Genomic DNA, 16,822 nt, shown 5'->3' on the forward strand with positions numbered 1-16,822 from the left:
CGTCCGGCCCGACGCCCGATGCACGGGCCGCGCCGGGCGCGCCTCCCCCATCGTCATCATGATCACGAGGAAGCCCGCCATGCCTCGCGCCGCCGCGATCCCCGAAGACGACTACGCCACCCCCGCCGCCGCGCAGATCCGGGCCGCGCTCGCGCTTCTCGGCTGGAACGCCGCGACCGCCGCCCGGGAGACCCAAACGCCAGTGGACCGCGTGCGCCGCGCCATGAAGGACGATGACCAGACCGCGCCGCACGAGAGCCGGGCGCGCGCCATGGTCGACCGTCGACGGGTCGCGCGCATGATGCGGGGCGACTTCGTCGAGTTCATCCCCGCGGCGGGGCGGTTCGGGCCGGGCGTGCGGCTCGCGCGCACATACCCGGGCGCGGAGAGCGAGCTCGCCGAAAGGACACGCGAAACGTCGCACCACCCCGTGAGGGGCGGCTCTTGACTCTTGCGGGGCAAATCAGGGAACGTGATCGCGGAGCCTGAGAACTCCCGAGGTGGGCCCTTGCCGGGGCTGGCACCTCTCTCGCGATAGGCGCTGCGGCGGCTTGCCGGCCATCCGTGCGCTGAATACTGACGCGCCCATTGCCGTGGGCGTGACCGGCACCACTATGCCGGGAGTGCCACGGCTATACAAGAGCCTTCGCGCGAAGGCCGTGGCGCACGTTCTCGCGAGCGTGTTCTCAGGCTCCCGGCGCCAGTGCCGATCGCTGGCACCCGGCCCTGAGAAGCCGGCTATCTCGCGAGAACCACCATGAACACCAACACCCACATCCCAGCGGCGCCGAGTGCGCGTGCCACCTCGCCGCTTGGCGGCGTCGCGGCACGCCTTCTCGAGGCGGTAGACACCCTCTACCGCGGGCGGCACCTGATCAACGCCGCCGCGATGGCGACCGAGGAGCTTCCCAGCGGGCGCGAAGCGGAAGCACTCGCGGCCGTGATCGGCTCGGCGACGCACGTGCTGACGAGCGCCCGGGAGACGCTGGAGGCGGCGCGGCACGAGCTGCGCGAGATCGCCGACGCCACCACGGCGCCCGCGCATTACGACCGCGGCGAGACCGAGCGCCACGTCATGGCGGACGCCAAGGCGGGCCTGGAGCGCATGTTCGGGCGCGAGGCCGCGGCCCCGTCCCGCGAGCCCCGCACGGCGGGCGACAACGTCGGAACGGGCTTCCTCGACCCGGCTCTCGCCGTGAAGGTCCTTCCCGCGGCAGCGGGATTCCCCGAGTTCTCGATCGCGCTGCTCGATCCCGCTTCGAACGAGACGCTGCTCGCCACCCTCTTCCGCGCGTGGCGCCGTGAGGACATGCGGTGCGGCATGCTCGCGGTCGACGCCGAGCGTGACGAGGACGTCGACGCCATCGTCGACGCGCGATCCGCGCGGATCGCGCTGCTCGAGGCGACGATGATGCAGGTTCGCGCCGAAGGGCCGCACGACATCATGGTGCTGCTCGACGTCGTCCAGGCCATCTACACCGAGAACGACGGGACCGTGTGCGATGAGGATGTGGGGGAGCGCGTCCGGCGGCTCGTCAACGCGGCGCGGGTGGCGTCCGCCAATCTCGTGGCGCCGACACCGGGGGAGGCCGCCCATGCGCGCGTTGCCGGTTGATCTCGACCTCGACGCCCTCGCGCGTCCCGTCGGTCCGGAGGTGCGAGCCCGCATCGAAGCGCACATCGAGCGCATGATGGCGGTTCTCGACGATCTGGACGGCGACCCGGACGCCGAGCCCTATCTCGCGGCGACGGTGGGCGAGGACCGCTACGGCTGCCACACGCCCGGCGACGACCTGGAGCACGAAGACGATCGCGAGCACGAGATGACCGACGACAACGGCATGGCCGATCTCGACGGGCTCCTCGAGCAGGGCATGCGGTTCTCGACGGTGCACGTCGAGTAGGTCCCGCCGCGCGCTGACGATCCGGCCGACCTGTCACCCGCCCCGCCCGGTTCGCCGCGGCGGGGCTTCTCTTGACGCACATCATCGGTGCATGCTGTCCCCGGCCCTCGACATTGGAGAACCAGCGGATGCGCGTCTTCCCCCTCATGTTCGCGGCGCTGCCCCTTCTGACGTCGCCGACGTCGGCTCAGGACGCGTGCGTCGAATGCAGATACGCACCGGCGCTGATGGGCCTTTCGCGCGATGCACTCGTCGAGAAGTGCGGCGCGCCGGCCTCGCGAAGCGCGACGACCACCTCCATCGGAACGCGTGAGCAACTTGGATTCTGCAGGGTGTACGGCGTCCCGATGGTTTACGTCTCGATCGAAGATGGACGCGTCGTTTCCGTGCATCAGCGATAGGCGCGACTTGTTGCGGGCATGCCCTCAGAATTGAGGAATCCCCCTCCCGGAACGCCTGCGCAATTCTGAGCGCACGTCGCATCCCCGCAGAATTGCGGGCATGTGCCGCCGGCCGAAGGGTGTTGTCATCATGGCAATCCCTCCGCCTCGGCCCGGGGGGGCTGCATGATACAGGCACCTCGGCGGGAGAGGTGTGGCCATGGTGGCCATCCCCTGGGTGGGGCCGCGACCGACGGCGTGTGCGTGACGCACATCCCCCGGACTTCCACCTCCGACACGGCGGTGCAGGTGCCGCGTCTCCGTAACGGAGATGCAGGTTCGATCAGCACGGTCGAAACGACCGCGCAGACCTGAGGGGCTGTGACAGCCGCGCAGGTTCTCGCCGGATCGGGCGAAAACCAGATTGTCGGCATCCTGGGAAATTCCCACATTGTCGTCGAGGGCGACAATTATGGGCAGCGCCCAAATTCCCCAGATCCGGGGAAAACCTGACAGCTGGGCAGGTTTGCGCCCGGCGAGCGCGAACTCGCTCGCCCGATTTGGCGAGCAAGTCCCCCACTTATTCGTCACCGGCGGGGGCCGGGAAGGTCGGGCTCTCGAAGAGCGGCACATCTGCCGGTCTACGGTCTGCGCGGACGCCGTGATTAAGGTTCGCCAGCTTCGCCGCGACCATCGCGCGCTGGCTCTCGTTCAGATGCCGGCGCGCGGCGCGCCGCTCGTCACCCGTGACACCCCGTCGCGCGTTACCCCAGACGTTACCCCGACACTCAATCGCATGCGGAGTTACCCCGGCGGCGATGCTGATCTTCGTTTCTGTGCAAGGGTTTGCGTGGTGAGCGCGCTGGGGCTCGAACCCAGGACCTACAGATTAAAAGTCCGTTGCTCTACCAGCTGAGCTACGCGCTCCCCGAGGGGCACTGGTTAAGCGGATCGGGCCTGCGGGTCAACACGGATGCGCGGGAGAGGGGGCGCGGCGGGGGATCGCGTGGGGACGGCCCGGTGGCGCGGCACGCCCCGAGGGTTGCGTACCTGGACGTTCGTGCCATGATGCCGCTGCGGCACGCAACGGGGGCGGGCATGGTGCGGATCTTCGTCAGCCATTCGAGCAGGGACAACGCCGAGGCGAAGGCGCTGGACGGCTGGCTCATGGCCAACGGTTGGAACGACGTCTTCGTCGACTTCGAGCCCGCGCGCGGCATCGCCGCCGGCGAGCGCTGGGAGCGGGCACTGCACGAGGCGGCGGACCGCTGCGAGGCGGTGGTCTTCCTGGTGAGCCGGAACTGGCTCGCCTCGGGCTGGTGCGGGCGCGAATTCGACCTGGCGCGGAAGCTCGACAAGCGCCTGTTCGGCGTGCTGATCGACGACCTGCGCCCCGGCGACCTGCCGGAGCGCTTCTCCGGCACCTGGCAGCTCACCGACCTGTGCGCGGGCGAGGACCACGAGATCCACCGCGTCGCCGTGCCGCTGGACGGCCGGGAGGCGCACGTCACCTTCTCGCGCGCGGGCCTCGCGCGGCTGAAGGCCGGCCTGACCAAGGCCGGGCTCGACCCGCGCTGGTTCGCCTGGCCGCCGGAGGGAGAGCCGGACCGCGCGCCCTATCGCGGCCTCGCGCCGCTCGAGGCGGAGGACGCCGGCATCTTCTACGGGCGCGAGGCGGCGCTCATGGGGGCGCTGGACACGCTGCGCGGCCTCGCCGAGCGGGCGGCGCCGCGGCTCCTGGTGGTGCAGGGCGCATCGGGAGCGGGCAAGTCCTCGCTCCTGCGTGCGGGGCTGATGCCGCGGCTGGCCCGCGAGGACCGGCTGTTCCGCCCGTTGCCCGTGGTGCGTCCCGCCGGCGCGGCACTGTCGGGCACGACCGGTCTCGTCGAATCGCTGGTCCGCGCCTTCGCGGAGGCCGGCATGCCGACGGCGCGCGCGGCCGTGAAAAATCTCACCGATGACCAGGAGGCGCTCGCCGGCGCGCTCTCGGCGCTGGCGGAGGCGGTCGCGGTGCCGCCGCTGCCGGGCGAGGCGCCGGCGCCCCCGCCCCTGATCGTGCTGCCGGTGGACCAGGCGGAGGAGCTGTTCCAGGCCGACGGCGCGGACGAGAGCGCGCGCTTCCTCGACCTGCTTCGTACGCTGCTCGAACGGGACGTGCCCGCGGGCGCGCGCGGCGCGGCGCTGCGCGTGCTCGCGCTGGCGACGATCCGCACCGACGCCTACGCGCCGCTCCAGTCCGCGCCGGCGCTGGAGGGGATCGCGCAGGCGACCTTCAGCCTCGCGCCGATGCCGCGCGGCGCGTTCGAGACCGTGATCGAGGGCCCCGCCCGCCGTCGCACGGCGGCGACCCGCAGCCCGCTCGTCGTCGAGCCGGCGCTGACGGCGGCGCTGCTCGAGGACGTCGAGCGCGACGCCGGCCCGGACGCGCTGCCGCTCCTCGCCTTCACGCTGGAGCGGCTGTATCGCGACTTCGGCGCCGCGGGCCGGCTGACGCTGGCGGACTACGAGAGCTCCGGCCGGCTCGGCGGCGCCATCGAGGCCGCGGTGGCCCGCGCCCTCGCCGCGGCGGACGCCGACCCGGAGGTGCCGCGCGATGCCGCCGAACGGCTCGTTCGCCTGCGCCGGGGGCTGATCCCCTGGCTCGCCGGCATAGACATGGCGACCAAGGAGCTGCGCCGGCGCATCGCGCGGCTCTCGGAGATCCCGGAAGAGGCGCGGCCGCTGATCCAGCGGCTGGTGGAGGTTCGCCTGCTCACGACGGACGTCACCGCCGACGAGGCGCGCGAGCCCGTGGTGGAGCCGGCGCACGAATCGCTCCTGCGGCAATGGGGGGCGCTGCGCGGCTGGCTGGCGGAGGATGCCGGGCGCCTGGTGACCCTCGAACGCGTGCTGCAGGCCACGCGTGAATGGGAGGACGCCGGCCACGCCGACAGCCGCCTCGCCCACGCGACCGACCGCCTGCAGGACGCGGAAGCGCTGAGCGAACGGCCGGACCTGTGGGCGCGCCTCGGGATGGTGGAGAGGGCCTATCTCGCCGCCTGCCGGAAGGCGGACGACGCGCGGCAAAGCCAGAAGATCGCCGACGCTCGACGGATCGCCGACGAGCAGCAACGGCGCGCCGAGGCGGAGCGGCGCGAGCGGCAGTGGCTGGTCGGCGGGCTCGTCGCATCGCTGTTCCTCCTGGCGGTTTCGGCCGGAGTCGGAGCATATGCCTTCACGCAGCGGAATGCAGCACTTGTGGCACTCGATACTGCAAAAGAAGCGAGTGCTAGAGAGAGAACCGCACTTCGTGACGCGACGAATGCGGCAAATACGCTCGTATTCGAGCTAGCGATTGGATTTCGAAACAGTGGAATTCCTGCTGCGACGCAGACGACCATCCTCAACGTGGCGCGCCAGCTACAGGAAGATTTGAGCAAGAACTTCCCGGACGACCCGGAGCTTCAGCGCAGCCGCGCTGTAGCCTTGAGTAGACTCGGGAATGTTTACTCGTCCATGTTCGATGTCGAATCGGCAAATGATGCATACGATGAGAGTTTAAGTATTTTTGCGAAACTTTCAGAAGCGGCTCCTGACAAACTTATTCTCTCGCACGACATAAGCGTCGTTTTGTTGAACCGTGCCGACCTTAAGCGTATGAGTGGAGATTATCCAGGAGCATTGGCAGATTATGAAAAATCTCTTGAGATAATGGAGCATCTTGCCAGTAAGGAGCCGGGGAGCTTGGACTGGCAACGAGGTATTTCGATTGCGCACGCGAGGATCGGAGATATGCACGCACTGCACAAAGAACTGCCTCGAGCACTCGCCGCCTTTCAAGAGACCGCACGAATACAGGAACAGATCCATAGCCAATATCCGGACTACCCCGAACCGAAACGTGATTTAGCAATCACTTATTATAAAATTGGCCAGGTGATGCAGGATCTCGCAGATCCTCGGTCAAAAACTTTCTACGAACAAGGGATAGATCTTAGTCGAGGACTTGTTGACTCCGACTCGAGCAACACCCTTTGGAAGCGTGACCTTTCGGCCGGATACTCGTCCCTCGGAGATCTTTTCGTAGCGCTCGCTGAATTGGACGCTGCACGCGAGACATATGCCAAGAGTCTTGAAATTGCACGGATAGTATCCGCTTCTGATCCGGAGAATGTTCTATGGACAATAGATGTTGCCTTGAAGCTCGTGAGAATTGCAGAGATCGATACTGATCCAGGAGCGAAACGTAATCTCCAAGAGGCGTTGTCCTTGATCGCGCCCCTCGAATCGAGCGGCAAGCTGCCGTCCCAGTACGACGCCCTGCCGACGTTTGTGCGGGCCAGGCTGACCGCGCTCGATTGAGTCGCCGCTCGATCATCCGCCGCTTGACGAACCGCCCCGCCCCCCGCATCTCCCTCCCGCGCCACCCTCGCGCTTCGGAGACCCGCCCCCGTGGACCGCCTGAAATCCTTCGTCGAATCCCGCGTCGTCGAGCGGGTGATCATGGTGCTCATCCTCGTCAATGCGGTCACGCTCGGGCTCGAGACGGTGCCGGCGGCGATGGAGCGGTTCGGGGCCGTGCTGCTGGCGCTCGACAAGGCGATCCTCGCCGTGTTCGTGGTGGAGATCGGCGCGCGGCTTCTCGTGCATCGCCTGCGCTTCTTCACGAACGCCTGGAACGTGTTCGACTTCCTCGTCGTGGGCATCGCGCTGGTGCCGGCGACCGGAGCCTTCTCCGTGCTGCGGGCGCTGCGCGTGCTGCGCCTGCTTCGCCTCGTCACCATCGTGCCATCGCTCAGGCGCGTGGTCGGGGCGATGGTGGGGGCGCTGCCGGGGATGGGGTCGGTGATCGTGCTGCTGACCCTCGTCTTCTACGTCTTCTCGGTGATGGCGACGAAGCTGTTCGGCGCCTCCTTCCCGGACTGGTTCGGCTCGATCCCGGCCTCGGCCTACACGCTGTTCCAGGTGATGACCCTGGAGAGCTGGTCGATGGGCATCGTGCGCCCGGTGATGGAGGTCTACCCCTACGCCTGGCTGTTCTTCGTGCCCTTCATCGTGGTGACCACCTTCACGGTGCTCAACCTGTTCATCGGCATCGTGGTCTCGGCCATGCAGGCGGTGCACGAGGAGGAGACCAAGGCGGAGCGCGCCGAGGCGATCGCGGCGGAGAAGGCCGCGAGCGAGGAGGTCGCCGCCGCCGCGGGCGCGATGCAGGAGGTGAACTCCGTCTTGCTCGACGAGATCAGGGCGCTGCGGCGCGAGGTGGCGGCGCTGCGCGACCACAGCGGGCGCAGCGACGCTGCGGAATAGCCGGCCTCACAGGCCGTGGAAGGCGCGCTCGCGGTAGACCAGCGCGCGCGCATGCCGGCCCACCCGCACGTCCACCACCTCGCCCACCGCCACGTGGTGCGTGCCCACGATCTCGGCGGAGACCAGCCGGCAGTCGAAGGACACGAGCGCGCTCTCCAGCACCGGTGCCCCGGTGGTCAGCGCGCTCCAGCGGCCGTGGGCGAAGCGGGCGTCGCCGCGCAGCTCCGTGCGTCCGGCGAACAGGCTCGCCAGCGGCTCGTCGTCCCAGGACAGGGTGTTGACGCAGAAGATCCCGCTCTCGACGAGCGCCTGCGTGCTCTCGCTGCCGGCGTTGGCGCACACGAGCAGCGACGGCGGATGGTCCGAGACGGCGGTGACGGCGGTCGCCGTGAAGCCGGCGCGCCCCTGCGGCCCGCGCGTCGTCACCACGTGGACGGCGCCGGGCACGCGGCTCATCGCCTCGCGGAAGGCGCCGGCGTCCAGGGCCTCGGGGTCGGCGGCGGCATCGGGGCGGGCGCTCAAGGGCGATCCTTCTCGCGGGCTGTGGGCGCGGGCGGGCGCGGGATCAACGGACGTCTCTGCCCCAATATGGCTTTCCCGCCCGCGAAGGGAAGGCTCGAGGACGCGCGCGCGGGCGCTCTCAGTCGAGGGCGAGCACGCTCTCGCGCGAGGAGAACAGCTTCACCGACCGGTTGCGCACGAGCGCGTAGACGAGCGCCTTGGCGCCCTCCGTCGCGCCGACGAGCGCGCGCGCCCGGTCGGCGTTGGTGCCGCGGGTCGCCTCCGCGCCGCCGATCTCGTAGAGATGCAGGAGCGCCGCGCTCGAGATCAGCGAGAGGTGCGTGAAGGCCTGCGGGAAGTTGCCGAGGAAGCCTCCGGTGGCCGGGTCGATCTCCTCGGCGTAGAGACCGACGTCGTTGGCGCGCGCCAGCAGCCGCTCGAACAGGGCGCGCGCCTCCTCCCCGCGCCCCATCGTCAGGTAGGCCTCGACCAGCCAGAAGCTGGTGATCATGAAGGCGCCCTCCCCGCCGGTGAGCCCGTCCTCGCCGCGGTAGCGGTAGACGAGGTCGCCGACCCTGAGGTCCGCCTCCACCCGGCGCACCGTCTCGGCCAGGATCTCCGCGTCGAGCGGCAGGCCGAGCAGCGGCACCTGCAGCAGCGCGGCGTCGACCGCGTCCGTGCCGAAGGCCTGGGTGAGGTAGGGCGGGTCGCCCGCCGTTCCCTTCTCCAGGATGGCGGCGAGGATCGCGTCGCGGTTCTCGCGCCAGAGCGGGCGGTCGCCGAGGATCTTCGCCGCGCGGTCGAGCGTGACCCAGGCCATGGCCTTGCCCTGGACGAAGTCCTGCGGCCCGGAGCGCATCTCCCACAGCCCCTGGTCGGGCAGGTGCCAGGTCAGGCAGACGTGGTCGGCGATCGAGGCCATGAGCGAGCGCTCGTCCGCGCCGAGGTCGGCGCCGAGCGCCCGGCGCAGGTCCGCCCAGTCGAGCACCTCGCCGAAGACGTCGAGCTGGCGCTGCTCGGCCGCCTCGTTGCCGACGCGGACCGGCCGTGCGCCGCGATAGCCGGCGAGGTCGTCGCGCGTGCTCTCGGGCAGGAAGGGCTGGCCGTCGATGCCGTAGACGATGCGCATGGTCGAGCCCTCGCGCAGGCAGCGCCGGGTCAGGAAGTCCGAGAACCGCGCCGCCTCGCCGCTGAATCCGAGCGTCGAGAGCGAGAACAGCGCGAAGCACGCGTCGCGCAGCCAGGAGAAGCGGTAGTCCCAGTTGCGCCCGCCGCCGAGCTCCTCCGGAAGCGAGGTCGTCGCCGCGGCGACCAGCGCGCCGGTGGGCGCGTAGGTCAGGCACTTGAGCGCCAGCGCCGAGCGCGTGACGTGCTCGGCATAGGGACCGCGATAGCGCACGTAGGCCGCCCATTCGCGCCAGAAGGCGCAGGTGACCTCGAGCAGGTGCTCCACCCGCTCGCGCGGGTCGAACAGCGGCATCACGTGGGTGAGGACGGTGGGCACCACCTCGCCCGCGGCGATCTCGTGGCGGATCAGCGCCGCGCCGTCGCGCTCGGTGACGTCTCCGCCGCACCAGAGCATCAGCCCGCCCCGGGCGGCGATGCGCCCCTCCTCGGCCACGAGCCGGAGCGGCTCCTTCGAGAAGCCGGGTCCGCGCGGGGAGAACCGGGTGGTCACGCCGACGCGCCCTTCGGTGCAGGCGAGGCGCCGCACCAGCCAGCCCGGGGCGTTCAGGTCGACGTAGTCGTGCACCGTCGCGGCGCGGGTGCGCCCCACGGGCATGAAGTCGGTGACCTCGAGCACGCCGGTCTCGCAGACGAAGGTGGTGCGCAGCACGTTGGTACGCTCGACATAGGCGCGGCGGACCTCGCGGACGCCGTCGGGCAGGATCTCCCAGGCGCCGCCGCCATGGTCGCCCATCTGCCCGCCGTCGAGCAGGCGGAAGAAGGTCGGGTCGTCGTCGAAGCGCAGGAGCGCGAGCCAATCGATGGCGCCGGCGCGCGACACGAGCGCGGCGCCGTGGCAATCGCCGATGAGCGCATAATCCTCGATCGGCGGCTGGACGTAGGGCGGGACGTCGTTCGGCGGTATCTCGGCGGCCATGCGCTCTCCTCGATCGCGGGACGGACGGACAACGCATGGCGAGCGTGGCCGTTCGCCTGCGCCGTCGGCGCGGGAGAGGCCGGAGGTCGCAGTGCCCTCGCGCGATGCGCCGCGTCGCGCTATGTGCCGCCGATGCGCCCGATCACGACCGCCCTCCTCGCCGGCCTCGCCGCCGCCATCGCCTCGCCCGCCGCCGGTGCCCCCGCGCCTCCCGCCTTCGTCGGCGGGACGCCGGCGGACGCGCCGCTCGTCGGGGCGATCCGGGACGCCCGCACCGGCGCGGCGCTGACGCCCGCCGACGTCGCCGCGCGGATCGCGGGCGCGGAGATCGTCCTCCTCGGCGAGCGGCACGACAACCCGGACCATCATGCCCTCCAGGCCTGGGCCGTGGCGGTCGCCGCGGCGGAGGCGCCCGCGGGCGGGCTCGTGCTGGAGATGGTGCGCCGCGACGAGGGCGGGCCGCTCGCCGAGGCCGAGGCCGGTGACGTCACGGCACTCGGGGAGGCGCTCGGCTGGGAGGAGAGCGGCTGGCCGGACTTCTCGATGTACGCGCCCGTGCTCGAGGCCGCCCTCGACGCCGGCTGGACGCTCCACGCCGGCGACGTCGAGCGCACCCTGATGACGGCGCTGGCGCAGGGCGACGCCGACGCGCTCGCACCGGACGAGCGCGCCCGCCTGGCGCTCGATCGGCCGCTGCCGGAGCCGGGCCGGCTGCGCATGGAGCAGGCGATCGTCGACGGTCATTGCGGGCTCCTGCCGGAGGCGGCGGTGCCGGGCTTCGCCGTCGCCCAGCGCCTGCGCGACGCCGTGCTCGCCGACGCGCTCCTCGCCGCCCCCTCCCCCGCCGTCCTGATCGCGGGCGCCGGTCACGTCGGCACCGAGGCGGTGCCCTTCTATCTCGACGCCCGTGCGCCCGAGCGCGAGGTTCTCTCCATCGCCTTCGTCGAGGTGCCCCCGGGTGTCGTCGAGCCGGCGGATCTCGTCGCCGGCTTCGGCGGGCCGGATGCACCCTACGACGTCGCCTGGTTCACGCCGGGGGTGGAGCGCGGCGACGTCTGCGCCGACCTGCGGGCGCGCTTCGGCGGGGGCTGAGGCGCCTCCCGCCGAAGCACGGCCGTTCCTTGCATTCGCGGACGTCGCACGTACGATGTCCGTCCGCCCCGGGCGCCACCGGAGCGGCGAGAAGAACGACGCACCGGGAGGCACGCATGACCGCACGCCAGACGCTCACCGACCTCGCCGCCGGGCTGGCGGGCGGGTCCATCACCGTCGTCGACCTCTCCGCGCCGCTGGGGCCGGACACGCCGGTGCTCTACCTGCCGCCCGAGATCGGCGTGAACACGCCGAACGTCGAGATGCACGAGATCTCCTGGTACAATGAAAAAGGCCCCTACTGGGCCTGGCGCTGGCTCAAGCTCGGCGAGCACACCGGCACGCATTTCGACGCCCCGATCCATTGGATCTCCGGGCGCGACCACACGAGCGACGGCTCGACGGACACGATCCCGCCGCGCAACTTCGTCGGTCCCGTCAACGTCGTCGACTGCTCGCGCGAGGCGGCCGAGAACCCGGACTTCCTGCTCACCGCGGAGGGCGTGAAGGCCTGGGAGGGCGAGCACGGGCCGATCGAGCGCGACAGCTGGGTGCTCATGCGCACCGACTGGCATCGCCGCAACGGCAGCGCCGCGACGTTCCTCAACGCCGACGAGAACGGGCCGCATTCGCCGGGACCGTCGGTCGACTGCATGGAATATCTCGTCTCGAAAGGCATCATGGGCTGGGGCACGGAGTGCGTCGGCACCGACGCGGGCGCGGCCGCGGGGATGAACCCGCCCTTCCCGGCGCATTACCTGATGCATCAGGCCAACCGCTACGGCCTCGCCAGCCTCGCCCATCTCGACCGCCTGCCGCCCAAGGGCGCGATCCTGGTCGCCGCGCCGCTGAAGCTCGTCAACGGCACCGGCAGCCCGGTGCGCGTCCTCGCCCTCGTGCCCGGCTGACGGGCGCGGGACCTCGCCGAGGCGCTGCGCGCCTCCGAACCCGACGACGAGCGCGCACGCCCGTCGCGCCTCAGGCGCCGTCGCGGCGGTGCAGGTTGTCCTCGACGAAGCGGGCGATCACGCGCGCGAGCCGGCCGCCCCCGCGTCCGCGAAGATAGCCGTACCCGGCGAGCGCGCCGACGAGACCGCCGACGCAATCGACGATCAGGTCCCACATCGTGTCCCGCAGGCCGGACTTCTGCATGTTCAGCCCGAAGACCTGGTCCATCGTGTACTCGAAGATCTCCCACAGCGCGCCGATCGCCACCGCGAAGGTGAAGGCGAGGAGCCCCCCGAGGAAGGGCGGTGCCCGCAGGCGATCGCCGCGCACGATCAGGAGCACGAGCACGGTGCCGATCATGCCGAAGCCGACCGCCGAGCCGCTGTGCATCAGCACGTCCCACCACCAGAACCGCTCGTAGAAGTCGCCGACCTCGCCGAGAAAGAGCGTGCCGACGATGAACACCGCGACGGCCCCGACGAAGCCCGCCGGAAGCCGAACGCCGGTCCAGTCCTGCGCCAGGATCGGCAGCAGCGTCAGCGCGAAGGTCGCGAGGGCCACGAAGGCGGTGGCCCAGTTGCCGACCCAGGCGGACCCGCCCGCCGCGATCCCGAGCAGGGCCCAGACCAGGTAGGTGACCCCGTGCTGGCGGCGCGCCCAGGACGGCTCGTCTCGCGGATCGTCGCTCATGCGGAGCACTATACGCGAGGCGCTCGCGGGGTGAAGCCGGCCGTGGCGCTGCTCAGTCCGCCAGCGACTGCACGGTCCTCAGCGCGCCGTCGAGCGCGGTGCCCTCCTCGTCCATCAGCGCGGCCTGCTTCAGGCGTCGCAGCCAGTCGGCCCCATCCTCGCGGGCGACGAGGAGAGGCACCGCGGAGAGAACCCTGTCGAACTTGGCCTCGCCCCGGGCGTGCGTGCCGGAATAGCCCTTCACCAGCCGGCGGCAGCCGACCATCTCGACGGCGAGCGCGTAGTTCCGCGGCAGCACCTCCAGCGCCCGGCCGAGCCAGGCGTCGATATGCGCCGTCTCGCGGGAATGGCGCAGCGTCTTCAGGCGCATGCGCTTCAATCCTGCCACGGCGTAGAGGGTGAGGTACCAGCGGATCGTCCCCGTGCGCACCCGTCGTCCGCGCGAGACGACGCGATCGAGGCGCCGCACCAGCCCCGGGCGCGCCTCGAGCCAGCGGCCCAGGCGTGCGGGCATCGTGCCGATCACCTCCTCCATGCGCGGATGCATGAACTCGGTCGTGTAGAGGATCTCCTCGCCCTTCACGCCGACCTCGCGCGACACCCGCTCGTGGCGGCTGGCGCGGGTCTTGAGATCCGCGACGCGGATCACGTCGTCGTAGGCCATGGCCACGGCGAGATACTTGGCGCAGGCCGTGCCGAAGGCGTGGCCCTGCGCCGCGCCGCCCGCGGCGCGATCGGCGGCGAGGAGGTCGCGCATCCGGTCGAGATAGGCGCCGCCATAGGCGAGATCCTGGAAGTCCACCACCTTGCGCAGCCCCGCCGCGAGCAGCGGCTGCGCCTCGGCGGGGAAGTCCGCGCGCACCCGCGCCAGCAGCGCGTCGTAGCCGGCGTGGCCGACGTCGCCGAGCGGATCGGGCTTCGCCGGCGCCGGCGGCTCGGCATGGGCTTCGGCATGGGCCTCGGGGTGGCGCGCACGGTCGAAGGCGGCGGAGAACGCGGCGAGGCTCGCGCTCACGCCCTTGCCGCCGGCGCGGATCGCGCCCTCGAAGGCCTCGCGCGGGAAGGGCAGCACGTCGGCCCCCGCCAGCGAGCCGAACAGCGCCGCCGAGATCACGCTGCCGTGGCGCGCCGCGAGCGCGTCCAGGTCCGAGGCGATCACCCGCTTCGACGCCACGCGGGCCGCCCGGACGACCGCCTGCGGGTCGGCGGCGCCGTCGCCGGGCTTCTGCTTCTCGGCGACGGCGTAGGACCGGTGCGTCGAGGCGATCAGCGTCGTGCGGTCGGGGGTGACGAGACCGCGCAGGATCGAGCGCCCCGCCTCCATGAACTCCGCGGCGAGCACCACGTCGACGTCGCCGGGCGTGGGCATCAGCGCGAGGATCGGCACGGCGCCGTCCGGCGCCTCGACCATCTCGATGTAGTAGATCGTCGCGCCCGTGCGCTGGGCGACGCCGGGGACGGAGGTGGACTGGGCCGTCCAGCCCTGCGCCTCGGCCATGCCGACGATCCAGTCGGCCAGCACGCCGCCGCCCTGCCCGCCCATGGCGAGGATCGCGATCGTGATCGGCCGGTCCGTGGAGAGCGCTTGTGCGAACGTCTCGTGGCGGGTCATCGCGCGCGTCCTCAGCCCGGGAAGGCGATGCGGCGCCGGTCGCGGCGCGCGGCGAGCCAGGAGATCACGGCGCGGCGCACCCGCGCGAGGAGGCGGTCGCGCCCCGTCGGGTTCACGATCACGTCCGCCCGGTAGAAGGACGGGCAGAGCACGGCCGCCTCCGCCACCTCGCCGCAATTGCCGCAGCCGACGCAGGACTGGTCGATCGACGCCACGGGATCGTCCCGCAGCGGGTCGTCGAGGTGCTTCATCGACAAAGACGGGCAGCCGGAGAGCCGGATGCAGGCGTGATCGCCGGTGCAGACGTCCTCGTCGACGCCGAAGCGTTCCCGCACCAGCCGCTTGCCCGCCTTCGCGGCCTCGGCGAGGAGCGGCTTCACCCGACGCTGCTTGTTGAGCATGCATTCGGAGGAGGCGACGATGACCTTCGGGCCCTTCTCCTCGGTCGTCAGCGCCTCACGGAGCGTATCGCGCATCTTGGCGACGTCGTAGGTCCGGTCGATCTGGCGCACCCATTTCACGCCAACGCCCTTCACCGCGTCGACGATCGAGTTGTTCGTCGCGCGCCGTTTGCTCTGCGCCCGCGAGGACATGATGTCCTGCCCGCCGGTGGCGGCGGAATAATAGTTGTCGACGATCATGATGACGCCGTCGTGCTTGTTGTAGGCGGCGTTGCCGACGGAGGAACTCAGGCCGTTGTGCCAGAAGCCGCCGTCTCCCATGATCGAGATCGGCCGCTTGTCCGCCTCGACGTTGAAGGCCGAGGCCGAGGCGGGCCCGAGCCCGTAGCCCATCGTCGTCGCGCCGATGTCGAAGGGCGGCAGGATCGAGAACAGGTGGCAGCCGATATCGGCGGCGACGTGGTGCTGGCCGAGCTCCTGCTCCACGAGCTTCATCGCAGCGAAGATCGGCCGCTCCGGGCAGCCGGTGCAGAATCCCGGCGGGCGCGGCGGCACCACCTCGGCCAGCGCCTTCACGGTCGGGTCGGAGAGCACCGGCTCCGGATCGGGGATCGGCGGCTCGTTGCCGAGCACAGGGCGATCGTGCGCGGCGAAGAAGGCCTCGAGCCCCTTCAGCAGCACCTGGGTCGTGTACTCCCCCGCCATCGGCAGCACGTCCTTGCCCGACAGCTTCGTCTGGATGTCGCGCTTGCGCAGGATGTGGGCGAGCGCCTGCTCGAGGAACTCGGGCTGGCCCTCCTCGACCATCAGGACCGCCGCCTTGCCGGCACAGAAGGCGGCGAGCTCGTCCTCCACCAGCGGGTAGGTGACGTTGAGGACGTGCACCGGCACCGTCGTCTCGCCGTAGAGGTCGGCGAGGCCCAGCAGCTGGAGCGCGCGCATGGTGTTGTTGAACATGCCGCCCTGGACGATGATCCCGGTCTCGCCCTCGGCCGGGCCGAAGTGCTCGTTGAGCTTGCGCTCCGCGACGAACCGGACGGCGGCGGGCCAGCGCTTCTCGATCTTCTCCTTCTCGTGCAGGTAGGAGGCGGGCGGCAGCACGATGCGGCCGACGTCCCGCTTGGGGTTCTCGAGCGCCTGGCGCAGCGTGAAGCTCGGCTTCCTGTTGTCCTTCGTCCTGAAGTGACCGTGGACGTGGCAGGTGCGGATGCGCACCTCGAGCATGACGGGCGTGTTCGACGCCTCGGAGAGCTCGAAGCCTTCCTCGACCATCTTCACGATGGTCTCGAGATTGGGGCGCGGGTCGAGCAGCCAGATCTGCGACTTCATCGCGAAGGCGTGCGAGCGCTCCTGCATGATGGAGGAGCCCTCGCCGTAATCCTCGCCGACGATGATCATCGCGCCGCCGGTCACGCCGCCGGAGGCGAGGTTCGCGAGCGCGTCGGAGGCGACGTTGGTGCCGACCGTCGACTTGAAGGTGACCGCGCCACGGATCGGGTACATCACGGACGCCGCCAGCGTCGCGGCCGCGGTGGCCTCGGAGGCGGAGCTCTCGAAATGCACGCCGAGTTCGTCGAGCACGTCCTCGGCGTCGGCGAGCACGTCCATGAGGTGCGAGATCGGGGCGCCCTGGTAGCCGCCGACATAGGAGACGCCCGCCTGCAGGAGCGCCTTGGTGATGGCGAGGATGCCCTCGCCGCGGAAGACGTCGCCGTCTCCGAGCTTCAGGTGCTCGACCTCGCGCGCGAACGAGCGTTCCGCCATCGCCTCCCTCCCGCCGGAGCGCGTACCCCCGGCTGGGTGCGCCGACATAGTCGTATTGTGGCCCCGCCCGCTTGTCACGGTCGGCCTTCCCAGCGGTCGTGCACGGTGCTTTGATCGCCGGCGCATCGAGACCGACC

General features: G+C 70.7%; 13 protein-coding genes and 1 tRNA gene. 8 read left to right on the forward strand and 6 right to left on the reverse strand.

Annotated elements, in window-relative coordinates:
• Positions 1 to 79: 79 nt before the first annotated feature.
• The 4 genes from G407_RS0112995 to G407_RS32155 all read left to right on the forward strand — a co-directional run bounded on the left by G407_RS0112995 (position 80) and on the right by G407_RS32155 (position 2,305).
• A complete protein-coding gene (locus tag G407_RS0112995; protein WP_029031143.1) occupies positions 80 to 448 on the forward strand; it encodes a hypothetical protein in 369 nt (122 codons plus the stop codon).
• 309 nt (positions 449 to 757) lie between these two features.
• Positions 758 to 1,615 carry a hypothetical protein gene (locus G407_RS0113000; RefSeq protein WP_029031144.1) on the forward strand — a complete coding sequence of 286 codons (858 nt, stop codon included), beginning with the start codon at positions 758 to 760 and terminating at the stop codon, positions 1,613 to 1,615.
• Complete coding sequence (locus tag G407_RS0113005) at positions 1,596 to 1,904, forward strand: hypothetical protein (RefSeq protein WP_029031145.1); 309 nt, start codon at positions 1,596 to 1,598, stop codon at positions 1,902 to 1,904. Before G407_RS0113000 ends, G407_RS0113005 begins: the two co-directional genes overlap by 20 nt.
• Before the next feature lie 128 nt (positions 1,905 to 2,032).
• Positions 2,033 to 2,305: a hypothetical protein gene (locus G407_RS32155; RefSeq protein WP_029031146.1), complete on the forward strand. Its 273-nt coding sequence runs from the start codon at positions 2,033 to 2,035 to the stop codon at positions 2,303 to 2,305.
• An 830-nt stretch (positions 2,306 to 3,135) separates the two neighbouring features.
• On the opposite strand, the gene G407_RS0113015 is transcribed toward G407_RS32155, so the two are convergent.
• Positions 3,136 to 3,211 (reverse strand) — tRNA-Lys (locus G407_RS0113015).
• 138 nt (positions 3,212 to 3,349) lie between these two features.
• Here G407_RS0113015 and G407_RS31155 point away from each other — a divergent pair.
• Together G407_RS31155 and G407_RS27560 are read left to right on the forward strand one after the other, a co-directional pair.
• Positions 3,350 to 6,625 carry a toll/interleukin-1 receptor domain-containing protein gene (locus G407_RS31155; protein ID WP_156917580.1) on the forward strand — a complete coding sequence of 1,092 codons (3,276 nt, stop codon included), beginning with the start codon at positions 3,350 to 3,352 and terminating at the stop codon, positions 6,623 to 6,625.
• A gap of 90 nt (positions 6,626 to 6,715) precedes the next feature.
• Positions 6,716 to 7,573, forward strand: coding sequence for an ion transporter (locus tag G407_RS27560; protein WP_043539726.1), 858 nt, complete (start codon positions 6,716 to 6,718; stop codon positions 7,571 to 7,573).
• 6 nt (positions 7,574 to 7,579) lie between these two features.
• Here the strand turns inward: G407_RS27560 and G407_RS27565 are convergent, their stop codons facing one another.
• Positions 7,580 to 8,095 (reverse strand): flavin reductase family protein, encoded by a 516-nt coding sequence (locus tag G407_RS27565; protein ID WP_043539727.1) that lies wholly within the window; start codon positions 8,093 to 8,095, stop codon positions 7,580 to 7,582.
• Between the two features lie 118 nt (positions 8,096 to 8,213).
• Positions 8,214 to 10,178: a glycoside hydrolase family 15 protein gene (locus G407_RS27570; protein WP_052341324.1), complete on the reverse strand. Its 1,965-nt coding sequence runs from the start codon at positions 10,176 to 10,178 to the stop codon at positions 8,214 to 8,216.
• A 132-nt stretch (positions 10,179 to 10,310) separates the two neighbouring features.
• On the opposite strand from G407_RS27570, the gene G407_RS31760 reads away from it, so the two are divergent.
• Together G407_RS31760 and G407_RS0113045 are read left to right on the forward strand one after the other, a co-directional pair.
• Positions 10,311 to 11,270, forward strand: a complete 960-nt coding sequence (locus G407_RS31760; protein ID WP_029031147.1) for a ChaN family lipoprotein — start codon at positions 10,311 to 10,313, stop codon at positions 11,268 to 11,270.
• A gap of 116 nt (positions 11,271 to 11,386) precedes the next feature.
• Entirely contained in the window at positions 11,387 to 12,178 is a 792-nt protein-coding gene (locus G407_RS0113045; protein ID WP_029031148.1) for a cyclase family protein, read from the forward strand.
• A 70-nt stretch (positions 12,179 to 12,248) separates the two neighbouring features.
• On the opposite strand, the gene G407_RS0113050 is transcribed toward G407_RS0113045, so the two are convergent.
• The 3 genes from G407_RS0113050 to G407_RS0113060 are packed head-to-tail and all read right to left on the reverse strand — an operon-like array spanning position 12,249 to position 16,685.
• Positions 12,249 to 12,908 (reverse strand): DUF2238 domain-containing protein, encoded by a 660-nt coding sequence (locus tag G407_RS0113050; RefSeq protein WP_052341338.1) that lies wholly within the window; start codon positions 12,906 to 12,908, stop codon positions 12,249 to 12,251.
• A 52-nt stretch (positions 12,909 to 12,960) separates the two neighbouring features.
• Positions 12,961 to 14,520, reverse strand: a complete 1,560-nt coding sequence (locus G407_RS0113055) for an indolepyruvate oxidoreductase subunit beta family protein (protein ID WP_029031150.1) — start codon at positions 14,518 to 14,520, stop codon at positions 12,961 to 12,963.
• Between the two features lie 11 nt (positions 14,521 to 14,531).
• Positions 14,532 to 16,685: a thiamine pyrophosphate-dependent enzyme gene (locus G407_RS0113060; protein ID WP_029031151.1), complete on the reverse strand. Its 2,154-nt coding sequence runs from the start codon at positions 16,683 to 16,685 to the stop codon at positions 14,532 to 14,534.
• Positions 16,686 to 16,822: the final 137 nt, after the last annotated feature.

The organism is Salinarimonas rosea DSM 21201, from assembly GCF_000429045.1.
GTDB classification, from domain to species: domain Bacteria; phylum Pseudomonadota; class Alphaproteobacteria; order Rhizobiales; family Beijerinckiaceae; genus Salinarimonas; species Salinarimonas rosea.

What these genes read in the sequence shown, in the direction of transcription:
- G407_RS0113055 (WP_029031150.1), bottom strand. Translation starts at nt 14,520, where the DNA reads ATGACCCGCCACGAGACGTTCGCACAAGCGCTCTCCACGGACCGGCCG.
- G407_RS32155 (WP_029031146.1), top strand. Translation starts at nt 2,033, where the DNA reads ATGCGCGTCTTCCCCCTCATGTTCGCGGCGCTGCCCCTTCTGACGTCG.
- G407_RS0112995 (WP_029031143.1), top strand. Translation starts at nt 80, where the DNA reads ATGCCTCGCGCCGCCGCGATCCCCGAAGACGACTACGCCACCCCCGCC.
- G407_RS0113005 (WP_029031145.1), top strand. Translation starts at nt 1,596, where the DNA reads ATGCGCGCGTTGCCGGTTGATCTCGACCTCGACGCCCTCGCGCGTCCC.
- G407_RS0113000 (WP_029031144.1), top strand. Translation starts at nt 758, where the DNA reads ATGAACACCAACACCCACATCCCAGCGGCGCCGAGTGCGCGTGCCACC.
- G407_RS31155 (WP_156917580.1), top strand. Translation starts at nt 3,350, where the DNA reads ATGATGCCGCTGCGGCACGCAACGGGGGCGGGCATGGTGCGGATCTTC.
- G407_RS0113050 (WP_052341338.1), bottom strand. Translation starts at nt 12,908, where the DNA reads ATGAGCGACGATCCGCGAGACGAGCCGTCCTGGGCGCGCCGCCAGCAC.
- G407_RS0113045 (WP_029031148.1), top strand. Translation starts at nt 11,387, where the DNA reads ATGACCGCACGCCAGACGCTCACCGACCTCGCCGCCGGGCTGGCGGGC.
- G407_RS0113060 (WP_029031151.1), bottom strand. Translation starts at nt 16,685, where the DNA reads ATGGCGGAACGCTCGTTCGCGCGCGAGGTCGAGCACCTGAAGCTCGGA.
- G407_RS31760 (WP_029031147.1), top strand. Translation starts at nt 10,311, where the DNA reads ATGCGCCCGATCACGACCGCCCTCCTCGCCGGCCTCGCCGCCGCCATC.
- G407_RS27570 (WP_052341324.1), bottom strand. Translation starts at nt 10,178, where the DNA reads ATGGCCGCCGAGATACCGCCGAACGACGTCCCGCCCTACGTCCAGCCG.